Genomic DNA, 15,064 nt, shown 5'->3' with positions numbered 1-15,064 from the left:
GGGCGGTGACCGTATTTCGCGCACCATTACAGTGCACCAAAACGATCCACCATCGCACTAAATTGATGCAACGCGAGTCGAGATCGCCTGGTTTTGGGGAGCCTCTTCAGCGAGATTGCCCTGAAATCAAGCTGTCACAAACTTGGCACGATACTGGCTTATGTGAATACGACGACGCATTCACCCAGAGAGTTTTAACACCGGAGGTTACTTAGCATGTCAGCCCAGAACGTTTTGGCCCTGATCCAGGAACACGAAGTCAAGTTTGTTGATCTGCGCTTTACCGACACCAAGGGTAAAGAGCAGCATGTATCCATCCCTGCTCACCAGGTTGATGAAGATTTCTTCGAAGACGGCAAGATGTTCGATGGTTCCTCCATCGGCGGCTGGAAGGGCATCAACGAATCCGACATGGTACTGATGCCGGACGCAGCCTCCGCCAAGCTGGACCCGTTCACCGAAGAGACCACCCTGAACATCGTTTGTGACGTGCTGGAGCCTGCCACCATGCAGGGCTATGACCGCGATCCGCGCTCCATCGCCAAACGTGCAGAAGATTTCCTGAAGTCCAGCGGCATTGCTGACACCGTGCTGTTCGGGCCGGAGCCGGAATTCTTCATGTTCGACAACATTACTTTCTCCAACACCATGGGCCACAGCTTCGTGAAAATCGAATCTGAAGAAGCCGCATGGAACTCCGGCACTGCCTATGAGCATGGCAACAAGGGTCACCGTCCGTTCGTGAAAGGCGGTTACTTCCCGGTTGCACCGGTCGACTCTTCCCAGGATATCCGCGCCGCCATGTGTCTGGTGCTGGAAGAGATGGGCCAGGTCGTTGAAGCTCACCACCACGAAGTGGCCACTGCCGGTCAGAACGAGATCGCTACCCGCTTCAACACTCTTACGCTGAAAGCTGACGAAGTACAGGTACTGAAGTACGTGATCCACAACGTGGCTCACGCCTACAACAAGACCGTCACCTTCATGCCGAAACCCATGTTCGGTGACAACGGCTCCGGCATGCACTGCCACCAGTCTCTGGCCAAGAACGGCGTCAACCTGTTCGCTGGCGACCTGTATGGCGGTCTGTCCGAGATGGCTCTGCACTACATCGGCGGTATCATCAAGCACGCCAAGGCCATCAACGCCTTCGCCAACCCGACCACCAACTCCTACAAGCGTCTGGTTCCGGGTTATGAAGCACCGGTCATGCTGGCCTACTCTGCCCGCAACCGCTCTGCCTCCATCCGTATCCCGGTGGTACCGAGCCCGAAAGCCCGTCGTATCGAAGTGCGCTTCCCGGATCCGGCTGCCAACCCGTACCTGGCCTTCGCAGCCCAGCTGATGGCCGGTCTGGACGGTATCATCAACAAGATCCATCCGGGCGATGCCATGGACAAGAACTTGTACGACCTGCCGCCGGAAGAAGCCGCAGAAGTGCCGACCGTTGCCGGTTCTCTGGACGAAGCCCTGGCCGCTCTGGATGCTGACCGCGAGTTCCTGACCCGTGGCGGCGTGTTCAGCGATGACTTCATCAACTCCTATCTGGAACTGAAACAGCAGGATGTTGACCGTGTGCGCATGACCCCGCACCCGCTGGAGTTCGAACTGTACTACTCCGTCTAAGTCTCAGCAGACTGGCCGTTTAAATCTGGTCAGCTTGCTTAATCGTGACAAAACCCGCCATCTGGCGGGTTTTTTCTCTGATAGGATTAAGCAAAATACCGTCAAGGAGAGATGGATGAACAACAAGCATGGCATAGGGGTGCTCGGCCTCCTGTTGCTGACCTCGTTCGGTACGGATGCGGCCAAGGTCTACTCCTGGGTCGATGGCAATGGCATCACCCACTACTCGGATGCGCCACCACCCGGCAAAAACGCCAAAGAGGTCGATCTGCGGGTCGCCCCGCTGCTGGGCAGCAGCGCGCCCAGATCGGTGCAGGTGGATAACTTCAACAGCCTGACCGGCGCCGATGCCAAGAAAGAGAAAGAGGCGGCCAAGCTGACCATCGAACTGCTCTCCCCGGAACAGGGCAGCACCCTGCGCGACAACACAGGCAACATCGTCTTTCAGGGCACCATCAGCCCCAAACCTCCGACCCAGTATGATGTGCGCCTGACCCTGGATGGCAAAGCCGCCCCCATCGTCAGCAACAGCCTCTCTGTCCGCGTCGAAAACGTCGATCGCGGCGCCCACGAGGCTCAGCTCGAGCTGCTCGCCAAAGACGGTACGATCCTTGCTAAATCCAGTTCAGTCACCTTTTACCTGCATAGAGCGAGCGTGACGCCGGCTCCCAAACCCACCCCCAAAGCTGACCAGGGGTGATATAGCGCACCGATGCGGGTAAACTCTATGCACCATATCGGTGCATAACAGGTGTGTAGCACCGTTTTAGGGAGAAACCTGTGCCAACCCGCTCGGACAACGCCAAAACACTCTTGGATAATTTGCTGACCGCCGTGATCCTGATGGATGAGCGGCTCTGCATCCAATTCGTCAACCCGGCGGCTGAACAGCTGCTCTCCCTCAGTGAACGCAGGCTGATCGGCATCGAACTGCCCCATCTGCTGGAACATATCTCCCTCGATTTGCAGCGGCTCAAGCAGTGCCTCGCGTCAGGGCAAGGCTTTACCGATAGCGAAGTGACTCTGGTGGTAGAGGGAGAACCGCGACTGGTGGAGCTGAGCGCCACCCCGATGGCCGACCACGAACAGCGTCTGCTGGTGGTGGAGCTGCGCAAGATCGACCAGCAGAAGAAGATCAGCCAGGAGCAGCAGCAACATGCCCAGCAGCTGGCGGCCAAGGAGCTGGTGCGCGGGCTGGCCCACGAAATCAAGAATCCCCTCGGCGGCCTGCGCGGCGCAGCCCAGCTGTTGCAAAAAGAGCTGCCGGATCCGGCGCTGCGCGAATATACCGGCATCATCATCGAACAGGCCGATCGGCTGCGGGTACTGGTCGATCGGCTGCTCGGCCCCCAGCGCCCCGGCCGTCACCAGATGCACAATGTCCATTCGGTGCTGGAGCAGGTACGCCGACTGGTGGAGCTCGAACTCCCTCCCTCTGTTCGCATCGAACGGGATTACGATCCCAGCATCCCCGAATTCGAGATGGAGCCGGATCAGCTGCAGCAGGCGTTTCTCAACATAGTGCGCAACGCCGCCGAAGCACTGGGGGAGCAGACCGGGCTTATCCGTATCAAGACCCGCACCGCGTTCCAGATCACCATCCACGGCCAGCGTTACCGGCTGGCGGCGGAGATCAAGATCATCGACAACGGCCCCGGTATTCCGGACGCCATTCGCGACACCCTGTTCTACCCGATGATCACCGGCAAGGAGGGAGGAACCGGGCTCGGCCTCTCCATCGCCCAGAACCTGATCGACCAGCACAAGGGGCGAATTGACTGCATCAGCTGGCCGGGTCACACCGAATTCACCATTTTTCTACCGCTTCGCAAGTAAGGGAACCCCATGACCGCCAAAGTGTGGATCGTCGATGACGACAGTTCTATCCGCTGGGTGCTGGAGCGCACTCTCGGCAGCGAAGGCTTCAACTGCGAGAGCTTTGCCGATGGCGAAGCCCTGCTGCACGCCCTTGAGCTGCGCTCGCCCGATGTGATCCTCTCCGATATCCGGATGCCGGGCATCGACGGCCTGAGCCTGCTGGAGCAGATCCACCGCCGTCAGGCCGATCTGCCCATCATCATCATGACCGCCCACTCGGATCTCGACAGCGCGGTCAACGCCTACCAGCGCGGCGCCTTCGAGTACCTGCCCAAACCGTTCGACATCGACGAAGCGGTGACCCTGGTCCGCCGCGCCGAGAATCACCTCAAGGAGCAGCGCACCAAGCGCAAGTCTCGTCAGCAAGAGGCCACCGCCACCCCGGAGATCATCGGTGAGGCGCCAGCGATGCAGGAGGTGTTTCGCGCCATCGGTCGCCTGTCACGCTCCAGCATCTCGGTACTGATCAACGGCCAGAGCGGCACCGGCAAGGAGCTGGTCGCCCATGCCCTGCACAAGCACAGCCCGCGCGCCCACAAAAACTTCATCGCCCTCAACATGGCAGCCATCCCCAAAGATCTCATCGAATCCGAGCTGTTCGGTCACGAGAAGGGGGCCTTTACCGGCGCCAACAACATCCGCCACGGCCGCTTCGAACAGGCCGACGGCGGCACCCTGTTTCTCGACGAGATCGGCGATATGCCGCTGGATGTGCAGACGCGGCTGCTACGGGTGCTGGCCGATGGCCAGTTCTACCGGGTCGGTGGCCACCAGCCGGTGCAGGTGGATGTACGGATCATCGCCGCCACCCACCAGAATCTGGAGAAGCGGGTCGCCGATGGCGAGTTTCGCGAGGATCTGTTCCACCGCCTCAACGTCATCCGCATCCACATCCCCGCTCTCAAGGAGCGCCGTGAGGATATCCCCCAGCTGGCCCGCCACTTCCTGCTGCGCGCCGCCAAGGAGCTGAACGTGGAGGCCAAGAGCCTGCACCCCGATACCCAGGCCTATATCAGCCGCCTGCCCTGGCCGGGCAACGTGCGCCAGCTGGAGAACGTCTGCCGCTGGCTCACCGTGATGGCCTCGGGGCAGGAGGTTCTGGTGGGCGATCTGCCTGCCGAGCTGCTCACCCCCATCACCAACAGTGCCGAACCGGGCCAACCGGCGTTGCCCGGTTGCTGGCAGCAGCAATTGCAGGAGTGGGTGGCCAGCAAGCTGGCGCTGGGAGAGACAGACATCCTGGCCGATGCCATGCCGCAGTTCGAGCGGATCATGCTGGAGACAGCGCTGGAGCATACCCACGGCCACAAGCAGGAGGCGGCACGTCTGCTTGGCTGGGGTCGCAACACCCTCACCCGCAAGCTGAAGGAACTCGATCTCTCCTGAGTCCCGGGGAAAAACGATTCCCATCACGCCCTGACAAATCACCGACCAATAAGACCCCGTTTGCCAGCAAACGGGGTATCTTTTTTGAAAGCCCCGCCTAGAATGGCAGGCTTTCAAACCCGACTCGAAGAAGGCGCCATCATGATTGACAGATCTCTCCCCCTGACCGACCTGCACCGCCATCTGGACGGCAACATCCGTCCGCAGACCATCCTCGAGCTGGGTCGCCAACACAATATTCAGCTGCCCGCCTTCGAGCTGGAGGCGCTGCGCCCCCACGTACAGATCGTCGAGAACGAGCCAAGTCTGGTCGCCTTCCTGAAGAAGCTGGACTGGGGTGTTGCCGTGCTGGCCGACTACGACGCCTGCCGCCGAGTTGCCTACGAGAACGTGGAAGACCTGCTGCGCGCCGGTATCGACTATGCAGAGCTGCGCTTCAGCCCGGCCTATATGGCGATGGCCCATAAGCTGCACCCGCAGGGTGTGGTGGAAGCCATCATCGACGGCGTGGCCGCGGGCAGCCGTGACTTCGGCATCAAGGCCAACCTGATCGGCATCATGAGCCGCACCTTCGGCACCGAGCAGTGCAATCAGGAGCTGGCCGCCTGTCTGGCCCACCGCGACAAGCTGGTCGCCATCGATCTGGCCGGTGACGAGCTGGGCTTCCCGGGGGAACTCTTTGTCGACCACTTCCGCAAGGTGCGCGATGCAGGCATGCGCGTCACCGTGCACGCCGGTGAAGCCGCTGGCCCCGAGAGCATGTGGCAGGCCATTCGCGAGCTGGGTGCCGAACGTATCGGCCACGGCGTCAAAGCGATTCAGGATCCGGCCCTGATGGCCTATCTGGCCGAGCACCGAATCGGCATCGAATCCTGCCTCACCTCCAACGTCCAGACCACCACGGTGGCGAGCCTGACCGAACACCCGATCCGCCAGTTCCTGGCTGCCGGCGTGCTGGCTTGCCTCAACACCGACGATCCAGCGGTGGAAGGGATCGACCTGCCCCACGAATATGAGGTGGCCGCACCGGCCGCTGGCATGACGACGAGCGAGATCCGCACCGCCCAGCAAAACGGCCTGACCCTGGCCTTCCTGAGCGATAGCGAGAAAGCCGAACTGAGCGCCCGCGCCGCCAGCCGCTGATCCACACTGGCACTGCAAATAGAAACGGCCCACTTCGGTGGGCCGTTTGTGTTGCGGATTTCTGATGATGTGTAAGCACGAGGCGAGCTGGCAGATAGCAAACGGGTTTGGACCTTTTGCTGATGACTGTACGGGGAAAACTACTCCCGCTCCTTATCACGCTCCAGTGCCCGCTCCACCAGCGGCTCGGGCAGACTCTTGGTCACCTCCACCCCCAGCTCGCGGAAACGCTCGACCTGCGCAATCAGGTTGCCACGGCCGTTGACCAGCCGTCCCATTGCCTTGTCGTAGCTCTCCTGCGCCTTGTGCAGGCTGCCGCCCATCTGCTGCATCTCCTCGACAAACAGCCGCAGCTTTTCGTAGAGGCGACCGGCCCGCTCGGCAATCTGGCGGGCATTCTGGTTCTGCCGCTCGTAGCGCCACAGGTTCTCGATAGTGCGCAGCGCCACCATCAGGTTGGTGGGGCTCACCAGCAGGATATTGTTGTCGAGACCGTAACGCACCAGCGAGGGATCGGCTTCCATGGCAGTGAGGAAGGCGGGCTCCACCGCTACGAACATCAGCACATAGTCGAGGGTACGCACACCGGGCAGCTGCTGGTAATCCTTGCGGCCCAGCTCGCGGATATGGTTGCGCACCGAGGCGACATGCTCCTTGAGCGCCACCGCCTTCTCCAGCTCGTCATCGGCGTTGTACCAGCGTTCGTAGGCGGTCAGCGACACCTTGGCGTCGATGATGATGTCTTTCTCTTGTGGCAGGTGGACAATCACGTCGGGCTGGTAGCGCTTGCCCTTCTCCACTTCGATATTGACCTGGGTGTGGTACTCGTGACCTTCGCGCAAGCCGCACTCGCTGAGGATCCGTGCCAGCACCACTTCCCCCCAATTGCCCTGCTGCTTGCTGTCACCCTTGAGGGCGCGGGTCAGCGCCGCCGCCTCCTCGGTCATGCGGGCATTGAGCTCGGCGAGGCGCTCCAGCTCGAACTTGAGGCTGTGGCGCTGAGCCGTCTCTTGGGCGTGAGTCTCCCCCACCTGACGGCGAAAGCCCTCGAGCTGCTCTTTGAGCGGGGTGAGCAGCAGATCGAGGCTGTTCTGGTTCAATTCGCGGAAGTTGCCGGAGTTTTGCTCGAAGATCCGGTTGGCGAGGTTCTCGAACTGCTGGCTGAGGCGCTGCTCCGCCTCCTGTTGCAGTTGCAGCTTCTCGGCGGCAGCCAGCCGCTCGCTGCGCAGGGTCGCTTCCGCATCCTTGAGGCGGGCGGTGAGCTTGATCAGCAGGGTCTGCTGCTGATCCAGCTTCTGCTGGCCCTGCATCCGCTCATCCTGCAACTCGTCGAAGCGATCCTGGAGCGCCTGATAACGCTCCTGCGCCAGCAGCAGCTCCTGAGCTTGCGCCGTGGCAGCCCGCCGCCCGATCAGCCAGCCAAGCCCGAGGGCCAGTGCGGCGGCAGGCAGCAAGATCCCCCAGAGTCCGGGGTCAATCATTTGCGGCTCCGCTGACGCAGGAAGAGTTCGAGATAACGGTTAACCAGGATCCAGATCACCACGTAGATGAGGTAGGCGGCCAGCACCACCCACTTGTGGGTGTTGACGCCGGTATCGAGCTCGGCGAACTCGATATCCTTGATGCGGCAGTAGGCCCACATCAGCAGGGGAAAGACATAGAGCAGGGACGCACGCCAGAGAAATAGCCACATATGTTTTCATTCAACCACGTAAAAAGACCCGCCTAGCTTACACAAGGGCAACTGCGCTTGCGATCCTGACGGCCGCTATTCTCTGGCCTGCTTCCCGAAACTTCGATAAAATTAACCCCTAATAGGTATCAGGGGCGAGCATGACTCACTATTTCCTCCGTTGGCTGACACAAGGTTGGCAAGCTTCCCGCAAGCCCGCCGTGGTTTGCCATGAAGCGCGCCCGCCATGGGCCATTGAGGAGTCCCAGTACCTCTCCCTCTGCACCCGCTGTGGCGAGTGTTTCAAGGCCTGCCCGCGCGGTCTGCTCAAACCGGCCACCCAGGAGGAGTACGAGGGGAGCCCCATCGCCGGTACGCCAGTGCTCGATCTCGCCTGCGGCCAGTGCAGCTACTGCGGCAGCTGCGCCAGAGCCTGTCCCACCGGCGCCCTCGACCTGCAACTGGGCCGGCAGGTGCAGACCCGGGTGCAGATTGAAGAGAGCTGTCAGGCACGGCAGGGCTTCTACTGCCTGCTCTGTGAAGATGCCTGCCCACAACAGGCGATCAAGGCCACCGCCGACGGCATCAACGTCAATATGGATGCCTGCAATGGCTGCGGTGCCTGCGGCCTAGCCTGCCTGCACGGCGCCATCACCCTGATCCGCCAGCCAGGCAGTCGCTAAAAACCACCTGCGTACAAAAGCAAAAGGGGCCATCAGGCCCCTTTCACATCTTGTTCGATATCCGCGCCCTGTCAGGCCATGGTCACAATAGTCTCTTGCTCGATACCCAGCAGGTGGCAGAGACGGTTGGGATCGCGCACCGCATCAGCCAGAGTGTACTCACCCAGCACTTCGAGGAAGGCGTTCATGGCGCGGCGCAGAATGCCCTGAATGCGGCAGCCACCGGAGAGACGGCAGTTTTCGCGCTTGCAGTCGACCGGACAGAGCACATGCTCCATGTCCATCACCACATCCCGCAAATTGATGGAGACCGCCGAGCGACCGAGGCGAATACCACCGTGCTTGCCACGTACCGTCTCGATGTACCCCTTGATGCCAAGCTGGTGCACAATTTTGACCACGTGGTTGCGAGAGATGCCGAAGGTATCGGCCACTTCGGTAATGGTCGACAGACGATCCCCCGGCTGAACCGCCAGGAAGGTCAGGGTACGCAGGGCGTAGTCGGTAAATCGTGTCAGTTGCATGGTCGCACTTGCCTCTTACTACAAGCCAGGAATCAGGACGACAACATTGAGCTAAGAGGCAGGAGACAACCGATTTGCCTCTGTTCGCCATTGGTTCACCAGAGGGGGCCTGTCTCTTAATCTGAGTTGCGGAGTGACAGGTTAAGAGCAGCACAACCGGGTGTCGATGAAGATGCACATAAATCGACACTTTCTTTGATTGATCGCAAACTTGCCGGGTTAGCCCGGCGTTTACCCGCTTTATAGCGGGTAAATCTCCCGAATAGTCCCCCTCACCAAGCCCCTTCGACCAGCGGCCATATGGCCCGCAAACCGCCCCTCAATCGACCGTCAAAGAGGTGGTTCAGTGGGGTTGTTTCAGCCAGTTTTTCAGCGCAACCGAGGGGATGGAGCTCTCGGAGGCGACGGCAAACGCCCCCCAGTCCACCGCGCACTGTAGCGCATCCTTGATCGCCATGCCCCTCGCCAGACCATGGATCAATCCGCCAGCGAAAGCATCCCCCGCCCCCGTGGTATCGACCACAGATACTGGCCGGGCGGCGACCCGGATCTGCTCGTCACCATGGATGGCCACCGCCCCCGCCTTGCCCTCAGTCAACACCAGCCATTCGAGCTGCTCCCCCGCCAGCTGGCGGGCATGCTGCCAGGGGTCGCTCACCTCGCCGAGATCAGAGCGGGAGGCTACCAGCACATGGCAGGGACGGCGCGCTTGGCCGCCCTTGGGATACTGGGCTACCACGAAGCTCTTGCCGAGCATCTGGCGCATGTAACTGATGATGGCGGTACCGGGATAGTTCACATAGAGGCAATCCACCCCATCCAGAGGCAGATCGCCGGGCAGGTCGGGACGCCGCGGGCGGCGCAGTATGGTGCGCTCGCCAGTGGAGTCCACCAGGATCAGCAACTCGCCGGTCTCACCGCCAAAGCGCTCCACATGGCTGCAATCCAGCCCGTAACCGGCCGCCTGCTCCAGCAGCCAGTCGCCGGTCTCGTCCAGCCCGATGCGGGAGGCGATGGTCACCTCGTGACCCGCCCATACCAGCCCGATGCCGGTATTGGCGGCGCCACCGCCGAGCCTGCGCCCCTGATCCACATATTGCAGCCGGGCCCCCGCCACCAGCGGTTCGGAGAGGGAGAGCACATGATCACAGTTGAGATTGGCAAGCAGCAGAATGCGGGACATAGAGACCTCGGACGATGGAGATAGCCCAAAAGAGACAGGCTGAACCCCGAGTAGAGCCCAGCCTGACAGAAGAGACAACCGGCAGCGATCGGGAATCCGATCGGGATCAATAGATGGGCAGCTCCACCCCGGCCAGCAGCTCGTCAATGCGCGCCTGACTCGGCTGCTGCATCACGCTCTGAATCACCTCTTTGGTGAGGTGGGGCGAGAAGGAGCTGATGAAGTCATACATGTAGTTCTGAAGCAGGATGCTCTTGCTGAAACAGATCTGCGCCGGGCAGGGCTTGAACAGGTGCTCCAGATTGATGGAGACCAGCCCGGGGCTATCGGTGTCGTTGGCTACCAGCGAGGAGATGATGCCGATGCCAAAGCCCAGCTCCACGTAGCGCTTGATCACCCCGGCATCCATCACCGTCATGTAGTAGCTCGGGGTGAGACCGGCGGCATGGAACACCTCGTCCTGCACCTGTCGGCCAGTGGCACCACTCTCGTAGCTGAGGATGGGGTAGTGGCAGAGCTGCTCCAGGGTCGGCTTCTTCACCTTGGCCAGCGGATGATCCTGCGGCACCACCAGCGAGAGGGTCCAGAGGTAGGCGGGCAGCGCGATCAGCTCCTTGTCGAAGCCAATCTCGTGGGCAACGATGGAGAAATCGGAGTAACCCTTGCTGATCTGCTCCTTACTCGCCGACATCACCGGATGGAGGTGGAACGAGATCTTGGGATACTTCTTGGTGAAGTAGGTGACCGACTTGGGCAGCAGATAGCGGGCGATGGTGTGGGTGGTGTGAATATTGAGGGTGCCCACGGTCGGATCCAGATACTCGCGGGAGATCGCCTTAATCTTGCTCTCGATATTGAGCATCGCCTCGGCACACTTGATGATCTCCTCCCCCACCGGCGTAATGCGGTGCAAATGCTTGCCACGGCGCTCGAAGATCCGCACCCCCAGCTCGCTCTCCAGCAGGCCAATCTGTTTGCTGACCCCCGGCTGGCTGGTGAAGAGCGCATCGGAAGCAACGGACACATTGAGGTTGTGGTCCCGGATCGCGATCAAGTACTTCAATTGCTGTAGTTTCAAGGCTTCACCCTCTCAAGCTGGTGCGGCGATCACGCCAGACAAACAGGCCGCCACAAAGGGCGGCCAGTGTATCATCCGATCCCGACATCGCAGCGCTTGATCCTTCATTTTGCTACAAAATCTAGCACCCGAAGGGGGTCGCTGACAAACCGGGCTCAGGCTGCGCCAGCCCGCAGCGGCAGGACCCCCAAAAACTGCAGCAACCACTGCATCATGGTGGTCGAATCCACCTCCCCCTCCAGCGAGGAGAGGCTGCTCTGGTAACGCTCGTCGGGCAGCAGGCCACGGCGTCGCTCGATCAGCGCCCGGTTGTACTCCACCGAGAACTCGGGATGCCCCTGAATGGCCACTATGTTGTCCCCCTGCAGGAACATGAAGTTGGGACAAAAATCGTTGCCCGCCAGCCGGGTTGCTCCGGGGGGAAGCAGCGCCACCTGATCCTGATGGCTCGCCAGAATGCGGATATGATCCCGCGCCGGCGCCATCCAGGGGGCATCTTCCAGCATGGGGTGAACCGACACCCCCAGCCCCCACCCCTTGGTTGATTTCACCACTTCGCCACCGAGCGCCTGGGCGATCACCTGATGGCCGAAACAGATCCCGGCCAACTTGACGTCGGCATCATGGGCATGGCGGATCCAGCCGCGCAGCGCCTGGATCCAGGGGATATCGCTGTAGGCGTCGTGGCGCGAACCTGTGATGAGCCAGGCATCGCACTCATGCAGATCCTCCGGTAATTCGCCATCGATGGCTGACCAGACCCGAAACTCCAGCTCGGGTGCCAGCGGCTGAAACCCCCTGATAAACATCTCGGAGTAGACGGGGCCAAAACGATCCGCCAGATCGGGATCCAGCCGGTCACAATCGAGAATTCCCAATCGCATCTGTTGCTCCTTTACAGAAGTGCCCCCGCAGACCAGCGATCTGCGGGGGCAAGAGAATCAAATCATGGTGGTGAGCTCTGGGCTCATCACTTCATGGTTGGCATGGAGAACTCGGCACCACTGCGCAGGCTCTGGGGCCAGCGCGCCGTGACCGTCTTCATCCGGGTATAAAAGCGAACCCCGTCCGGCCCGTGCATGTTGAGCGGCCCGAAGATGGAGCGCTTCCAGCCGCCAAAGCTGTGAAACGCCATCGGCACCGGAATGGGGACGTTCACCCCTACCATACCGACCTGAACTCGCGCCGTGAAGTCCCGCGCGGTGTCGCCGTCACAGGTAAAGATGGCGGTGCCGTTGCCGTACTCGTGCTCGTTGATGAGGCGCAGCGCCGTCTCGTAATCCGGCACCCGCACGATGGAGAGCACAGGGCCGAAGATCTCCTCGCGGTAGATGCGCATCTCGGGGGTTACCTCGTCAAACAGGCAGCCCCCGATAAAGTAACCCTCGTCGTGGCTCAGCGTGCGACCATCGACCCGCAGCACAGCTCCCTCGGTCACCCCCTGATCCACGTAGCCGCGCACCTTGGCCAGATGCTCCTTGCTGATAAGCGGCCCCATCTCGTTCTCCGGGCTCTGGCCCAGCCCCGGGCCCACCCGCAGTTTTTCCACCAGCGGCGTCAGCTTGGCCACCAGCGCATCGGCGGTCTCGTCCCCCACCACCACGGCCACCGAAATAGCCATGCAGCGCTCACCCGCCGCCCCATAAGCAGCCCCCATCAGGGCGGAGACCGCCTGATCGAGGTCCGCATCCGGCATCACCACCATGTGGTTCTTGGCGCCGCCCAGCGCCTGCACCCGCTTGCCGTGGGCAGAGGCGGTGGCATAGATGTACTGGGCAATGGGGGTGGAACCGACAAACGACACGGCTCCGACCCGCGGGTCGGTCAGCAGCACATCCACCACCTCCTTGTCACCATTCACCACGTTGAGCACGCCGTCAGGCAGACCGGCCTCCTTGAGCAGCTCGGCCATCCGCAACGAGAGGGAGGGATCCTTCTCGGAGGGCTTGAGAATGAAGGTGTTGCCGCAGGCGATGGCGACCGGGAACATCCAGAGCGGCACCATGGCCGGGAAGTTGAACGGGGTTATACCGGCGCAGACCCCCACCGGCTGCATCATGGAGTAGCTGTCCACACCGCGGCCGACGTTGAGGGAGTGCTCCCCCTTGAGCAGATGGGGAATGCCGCAGGCAAACTCCACCACCTCCAGCCCGCGGGTCAACTCACCCTGCGCATCGGAGAAGACCTTGCCGTGTTCACGGCTGATGAGCTGGGCCAACTCGTCCCTGTGCTGCTCCATCAACTCCTTGAAGCGGAAAAAGACCCGGGCCCGCACCAGCGGCGGGGTTTGCGACCAGTCGGCAAAGGCGCGCTCGGCGATGGCGATCGCCTCCTGACACTCGGCGGCGCTCGACAGCCCCACACTCCCCTGCTGGTTGCCGCAGGCGGGATTGAAGATGGCCCCCTGGCGCTCGCTGCGACTCTCCTGCGGCTGGCCGTTGATGAAGTTGCTGACCCTGTATGTCATGTATCCTCCGTGATAACTGATGTGGTAAATGCGCTGAGCAAACCAACGCAAGGCCCCGCAGTGCGGGGCCATCAAATGGATTAAGGTTGTACCTGCAGGGCATCCTGCAGCAGGGTGAAGAGATCGTCGATCTGGCTGCGCTCGATAATGAGAGGTGGCGACAGAGCGATGATGTCGCCGGTCACCCGGATCAGAGCCCCCTTCTCGAAGCAGCGAACAAACACCTCATAGGCGCGCCTGCCCGGTGCATCCGGCATGGATTCCAGCTCGATACCCGCTACCAGCCCGTAGTTGCGCACATCCTTCACATGCTTGCAGCCCTTCAGCGAATGGGCCGCCTCCTCCCAGTAGCCCGCCAGATCGGCGGCGCGGCTGAGCAGGTTCTCGTTGCGATAGATCTCGAGGGTCGCCAGACCCGCAGCCGCAGCCACCGGATGGCCGGAGTAGGTGTAGCCGTGGAACAGCTCGATGGCCCCTTTGCCTGCCGCCATCATGTCGTCATAAATGTGCTTCTGCACCAGCACCGCCCCCATCGGGATAGCGCCGTTGGTCAGCCCCTTGGCGCAAGTGATCATGTCGGGGATGACATCGAACTCCTGTGCGGCGAAGGGGGAGCCGAGGCGACCGAAACCGGTGATCACCTCGTCAAAAATCAGCAGGATGCCGTGCTTGGTGCAGATCTCCCGCAGCCGCTTGAGGTAGCCTTTGGGGGGCATCAGCACGCCAGTACTGCCAGCGATGGGCTCGACGATCACCGCCGCGATATTGCTGGCATCGTGCAGAAAGACGATCTTCTCCAGCTCGTCGGCCAGCGCCACATCCTCCTCGGGCAGCCCTTTGGTGAAGGCGTTCTTGGCGATGTTGAGGGTATGGGGCAGATGATCCACCCCGGTCAGCAGGGAGCCGAACCACTTGCGGTTACCGGGAATGCCTCCCACCGAGATGCCGCCAAAGCCGACCCCGTGATAGCCACGCTCGCGGCCAATCAGTCGGGTGCGAGTGCCCTGACCGCGAGCCCGCTGCCAAGCCAGCGCGATTTTTAGCGCGGTATCGACCGACTCGGAACCGGAGTTGGTGTAGAAGACATGGCCAAACCCCTTGGGAGCGATCTCCACCAGCCGGTTGGCCAGCTCGAACGGCAGGGGGTGGCCCATCTGGAAAGTGGGGGCAAAATCGAGGTGGGAAATCTGCTGGGAGACCGCCTCGGCAATCTCGCGCCGACCATGGCCCGCGTTGCAACACCAGAGTCCGGCTGTGCCATCCAGTATCTTGCGGCCATCCTCTGAGTGATAATACATCCCCTCTGCCGACTTCAGGATACGCGGCGCCGCCTTGAACTGCTGGTTGGCGGTGAACGGCATCCAGAACGCGGACATGTCGGAGGGCGTATTAATGTCGCTGATCGGTTTCATGGTCACCTCATC

14 protein-coding genes are annotated in these 15,064 nt (G+C 61.4%); 6 read left to right on the top strand and 8 right to left on the bottom strand.

Annotation, left to right across the window (positions count from 1 at the left end; all coding sequences use genetic code 11):
• The first annotated feature begins 216 nt into the window (after positions 1–216).
• The 5 genes from glnA (at position 217) to add (ending at position 6,033) form a co-directional block, all read left to right on the top strand.
• A complete protein-coding gene (gene glnA, locus NOM06_RS13425) occupies positions 217–1,626 on the top strand; it encodes a glutamate--ammonia ligase (protein ID WP_005339672.1) in 1,410 nt (469 codons plus the stop codon).
• Positions 1,627–1,741: 115 nt separating this feature from the next.
• Positions 1,742–2,326, top strand: a complete 585-nt coding sequence (locus tag NOM06_RS13420) for a DUF4124 domain-containing protein (RefSeq protein WP_255911944.1) — start codon at positions 1,742–1,744, stop codon at positions 2,324–2,326.
• 80 nt (positions 2,327–2,406) lie between these two features.
• Positions 2,407–3,462 carry a nitrogen regulation protein NR(II) gene (gene glnL, locus NOM06_RS13415; protein WP_227095644.1) on the top strand — a complete coding sequence of 352 codons (1,056 nt, stop codon included), beginning with the start codon at positions 2,407–2,409 and terminating at the stop codon, positions 3,460–3,462.
• Positions 3,463–3,471: 9 nt separating this feature from the next.
• A complete protein-coding gene (glnG, locus tag NOM06_RS13410) occupies positions 3,472–4,890 on the top strand; it encodes a nitrogen regulation protein NR(I) (protein ID WP_151285730.1) in 1,419 nt (472 codons plus the stop codon).
• A 141-nt stretch (positions 4,891–5,031) separates the two neighbouring features.
• The gene (add, locus tag NOM06_RS13405; protein WP_033135416.1) at positions 5,032–6,033 is read left to right on the top strand and encodes an adenosine deaminase; all 1,002 of its coding nucleotides are present in this window, start codon (positions 5,032–5,034) and stop codon (positions 6,031–6,033) included.
• 140 nt (positions 6,034–6,173) lie between these two features.
• Here add and rmuC read toward each other — a convergent pair whose 3' ends face one another.
• Together rmuC and NOM06_RS13395 are read right to left on the bottom strand one after the other, a co-directional pair.
• Positions 6,174–7,514 carry a DNA recombination protein RmuC gene (rmuC, locus tag NOM06_RS13400; protein ID WP_236353801.1) on the bottom strand — a complete coding sequence of 447 codons (1,341 nt, stop codon included), beginning with the start codon at positions 7,512–7,514 and terminating at the stop codon, positions 6,174–6,176.
• The gene (locus NOM06_RS13395; RefSeq protein ID WP_021231493.1) at positions 7,511–7,726 is read right to left on the bottom strand and encodes a hypothetical protein; all 216 of its coding nucleotides are present in this window, start codon (positions 7,724–7,726) and stop codon (positions 7,511–7,513) included. The genes rmuC and NOM06_RS13395 overlap by 4 nt, the downstream gene beginning before the upstream one ends.
• Positions 7,727–7,866: 140 nt before the next feature.
• On the opposite strand from NOM06_RS13395, the gene NOM06_RS13390 reads away from it, so the two are divergent.
• The gene (locus NOM06_RS13390; protein ID WP_005339657.1) at positions 7,867–8,388 is read left to right on the top strand and encodes a ferredoxin-type protein NapF; all 522 of its coding nucleotides are present in this window, start codon (positions 7,867–7,869) and stop codon (positions 8,386–8,388) included.
• Between the two features lie 71 nt (positions 8,389–8,459).
• Here the strand turns inward: NOM06_RS13390 and NOM06_RS13385 are convergent, their stop codons facing one another.
• The 6 genes from NOM06_RS13385 to NOM06_RS13360 form a co-directional block, all read right to left on the bottom strand.
• Positions 8,460–8,912 (bottom strand): Rrf2 family transcriptional regulator, encoded by a 453-nt coding sequence (locus NOM06_RS13385; RefSeq protein ID WP_005339654.1) that lies wholly within the window; start codon positions 8,910–8,912, stop codon positions 8,460–8,462.
• 343 nt (positions 8,913–9,255) lie between these two features.
• Positions 9,256–10,095: a PfkB family carbohydrate kinase gene (locus NOM06_RS13380; protein ID WP_100647089.1), complete on the bottom strand. Its 840-nt coding sequence runs from the start codon at positions 10,093–10,095 to the stop codon at positions 9,256–9,258.
• Between the two features lie 106 nt (positions 10,096–10,201).
• The gene (locus NOM06_RS13375; RefSeq protein WP_005356189.1) at positions 10,202–11,173 is read right to left on the bottom strand and encodes a LysR substrate-binding domain-containing protein; all 972 of its coding nucleotides are present in this window, start codon (positions 11,171–11,173) and stop codon (positions 10,202–10,204) included.
• Positions 11,174–11,328: 155 nt separating this feature from the next.
• Positions 11,329–12,057: a glutamine amidotransferase gene (locus tag NOM06_RS13370; RefSeq protein WP_255911942.1), complete on the bottom strand. Its 729-nt coding sequence runs from the start codon at positions 12,055–12,057 to the stop codon at positions 11,329–11,331.
• Between the two features lie 86 nt (positions 12,058–12,143).
• Positions 12,144–13,640 carry a CoA-acylating methylmalonate-semialdehyde dehydrogenase gene (locus NOM06_RS13365; protein WP_255911940.1) on the bottom strand — a complete coding sequence of 499 codons (1,497 nt, stop codon included), beginning with the start codon at positions 13,638–13,640 and terminating at the stop codon, positions 12,144–12,146.
• 80 nt (positions 13,641–13,720) lie between these two features.
• Positions 13,721–15,052 carry an aspartate aminotransferase family protein gene (locus NOM06_RS13360; protein WP_255911938.1) on the bottom strand — a complete coding sequence of 444 codons (1,332 nt, stop codon included), beginning with the start codon at positions 15,050–15,052 and terminating at the stop codon, positions 13,721–13,723.
• Positions 15,053–15,064: the final 12 nt, after the last annotated feature.

Source organism: Aeromonas sp. JL9 (genome assembly GCF_024436075.1).
GTDB classification, from domain to species: domain Bacteria; phylum Pseudomonadota; class Gammaproteobacteria; order Enterobacterales; family Aeromonadaceae; genus Aeromonas; species Aeromonas veronii.
Note: the sequence above shows the minus strand (reverse complement) of the source record. Positions and strands in the feature narration are given on the sequence as shown.

What these genes read in the sequence shown, in the direction of transcription:
- glnA (WP_005339672.1), top strand. Translation starts at nt 217, where the DNA reads ATGTCAGCCCAGAACGTTTTGGCCCTGATCCAGGAACACGAAGTCAAG.
- NOM06_RS13420 (WP_255911944.1), top strand. Translation starts at nt 1,742, where the DNA reads ATGAACAACAAGCATGGCATAGGGGTGCTCGGCCTCCTGTTGCTGACC.
- glnG (WP_151285730.1), top strand. Translation starts at nt 3,472, where the DNA reads ATGACCGCCAAAGTGTGGATCGTCGATGACGACAGTTCTATCCGCTGG.
- add (WP_033135416.1), top strand. Translation starts at nt 5,032, where the DNA reads ATGATTGACAGATCTCTCCCCCTGACCGACCTGCACCGCCATCTGGAC.
- rmuC (WP_236353801.1), bottom strand. Translation starts at nt 7,514, where the DNA reads ATGATTGACCCCGGACTCTGGGGGATCTTGCTGCCTGCCGCCGCACTG.
- NOM06_RS13395 (WP_021231493.1), bottom strand. Translation starts at nt 7,726, where the DNA reads ATGTGGCTATTTCTCTGGCGTGCGTCCCTGCTCTATGTCTTTCCCCTG.
- NOM06_RS13390 (WP_005339657.1), top strand. Translation starts at nt 7,867, where the DNA reads ATGACTCACTATTTCCTCCGTTGGCTGACACAAGGTTGGCAAGCTTCC.
- NOM06_RS13385 (WP_005339654.1), bottom strand. Translation starts at nt 8,912, where the DNA reads ATGCAACTGACACGATTTACCGACTACGCCCTGCGTACCCTGACCTTC.
- NOM06_RS13380 (WP_100647089.1), bottom strand. Translation starts at nt 10,095, where the DNA reads ATGTCCCGCATTCTGCTGCTTGCCAATCTCAACTGTGATCATGTGCTC.
- NOM06_RS13370 (WP_255911942.1), bottom strand. Translation starts at nt 12,057, where the DNA reads ATGCGATTGGGAATTCTCGATTGTGACCGGCTGGATCCCGATCTGGCG.
- NOM06_RS13365 (WP_255911940.1), bottom strand. Translation starts at nt 13,640, where the DNA reads ATGACATACAGGGTCAGCAACTTCATCAACGGCCAGCCGCAGGAGAGT.
- NOM06_RS13360 (WP_255911938.1), bottom strand. Translation starts at nt 15,052, where the DNA reads ATGAAACCGATCAGCGACATTAATACGCCCTCCGACATGTCCGCGTTC.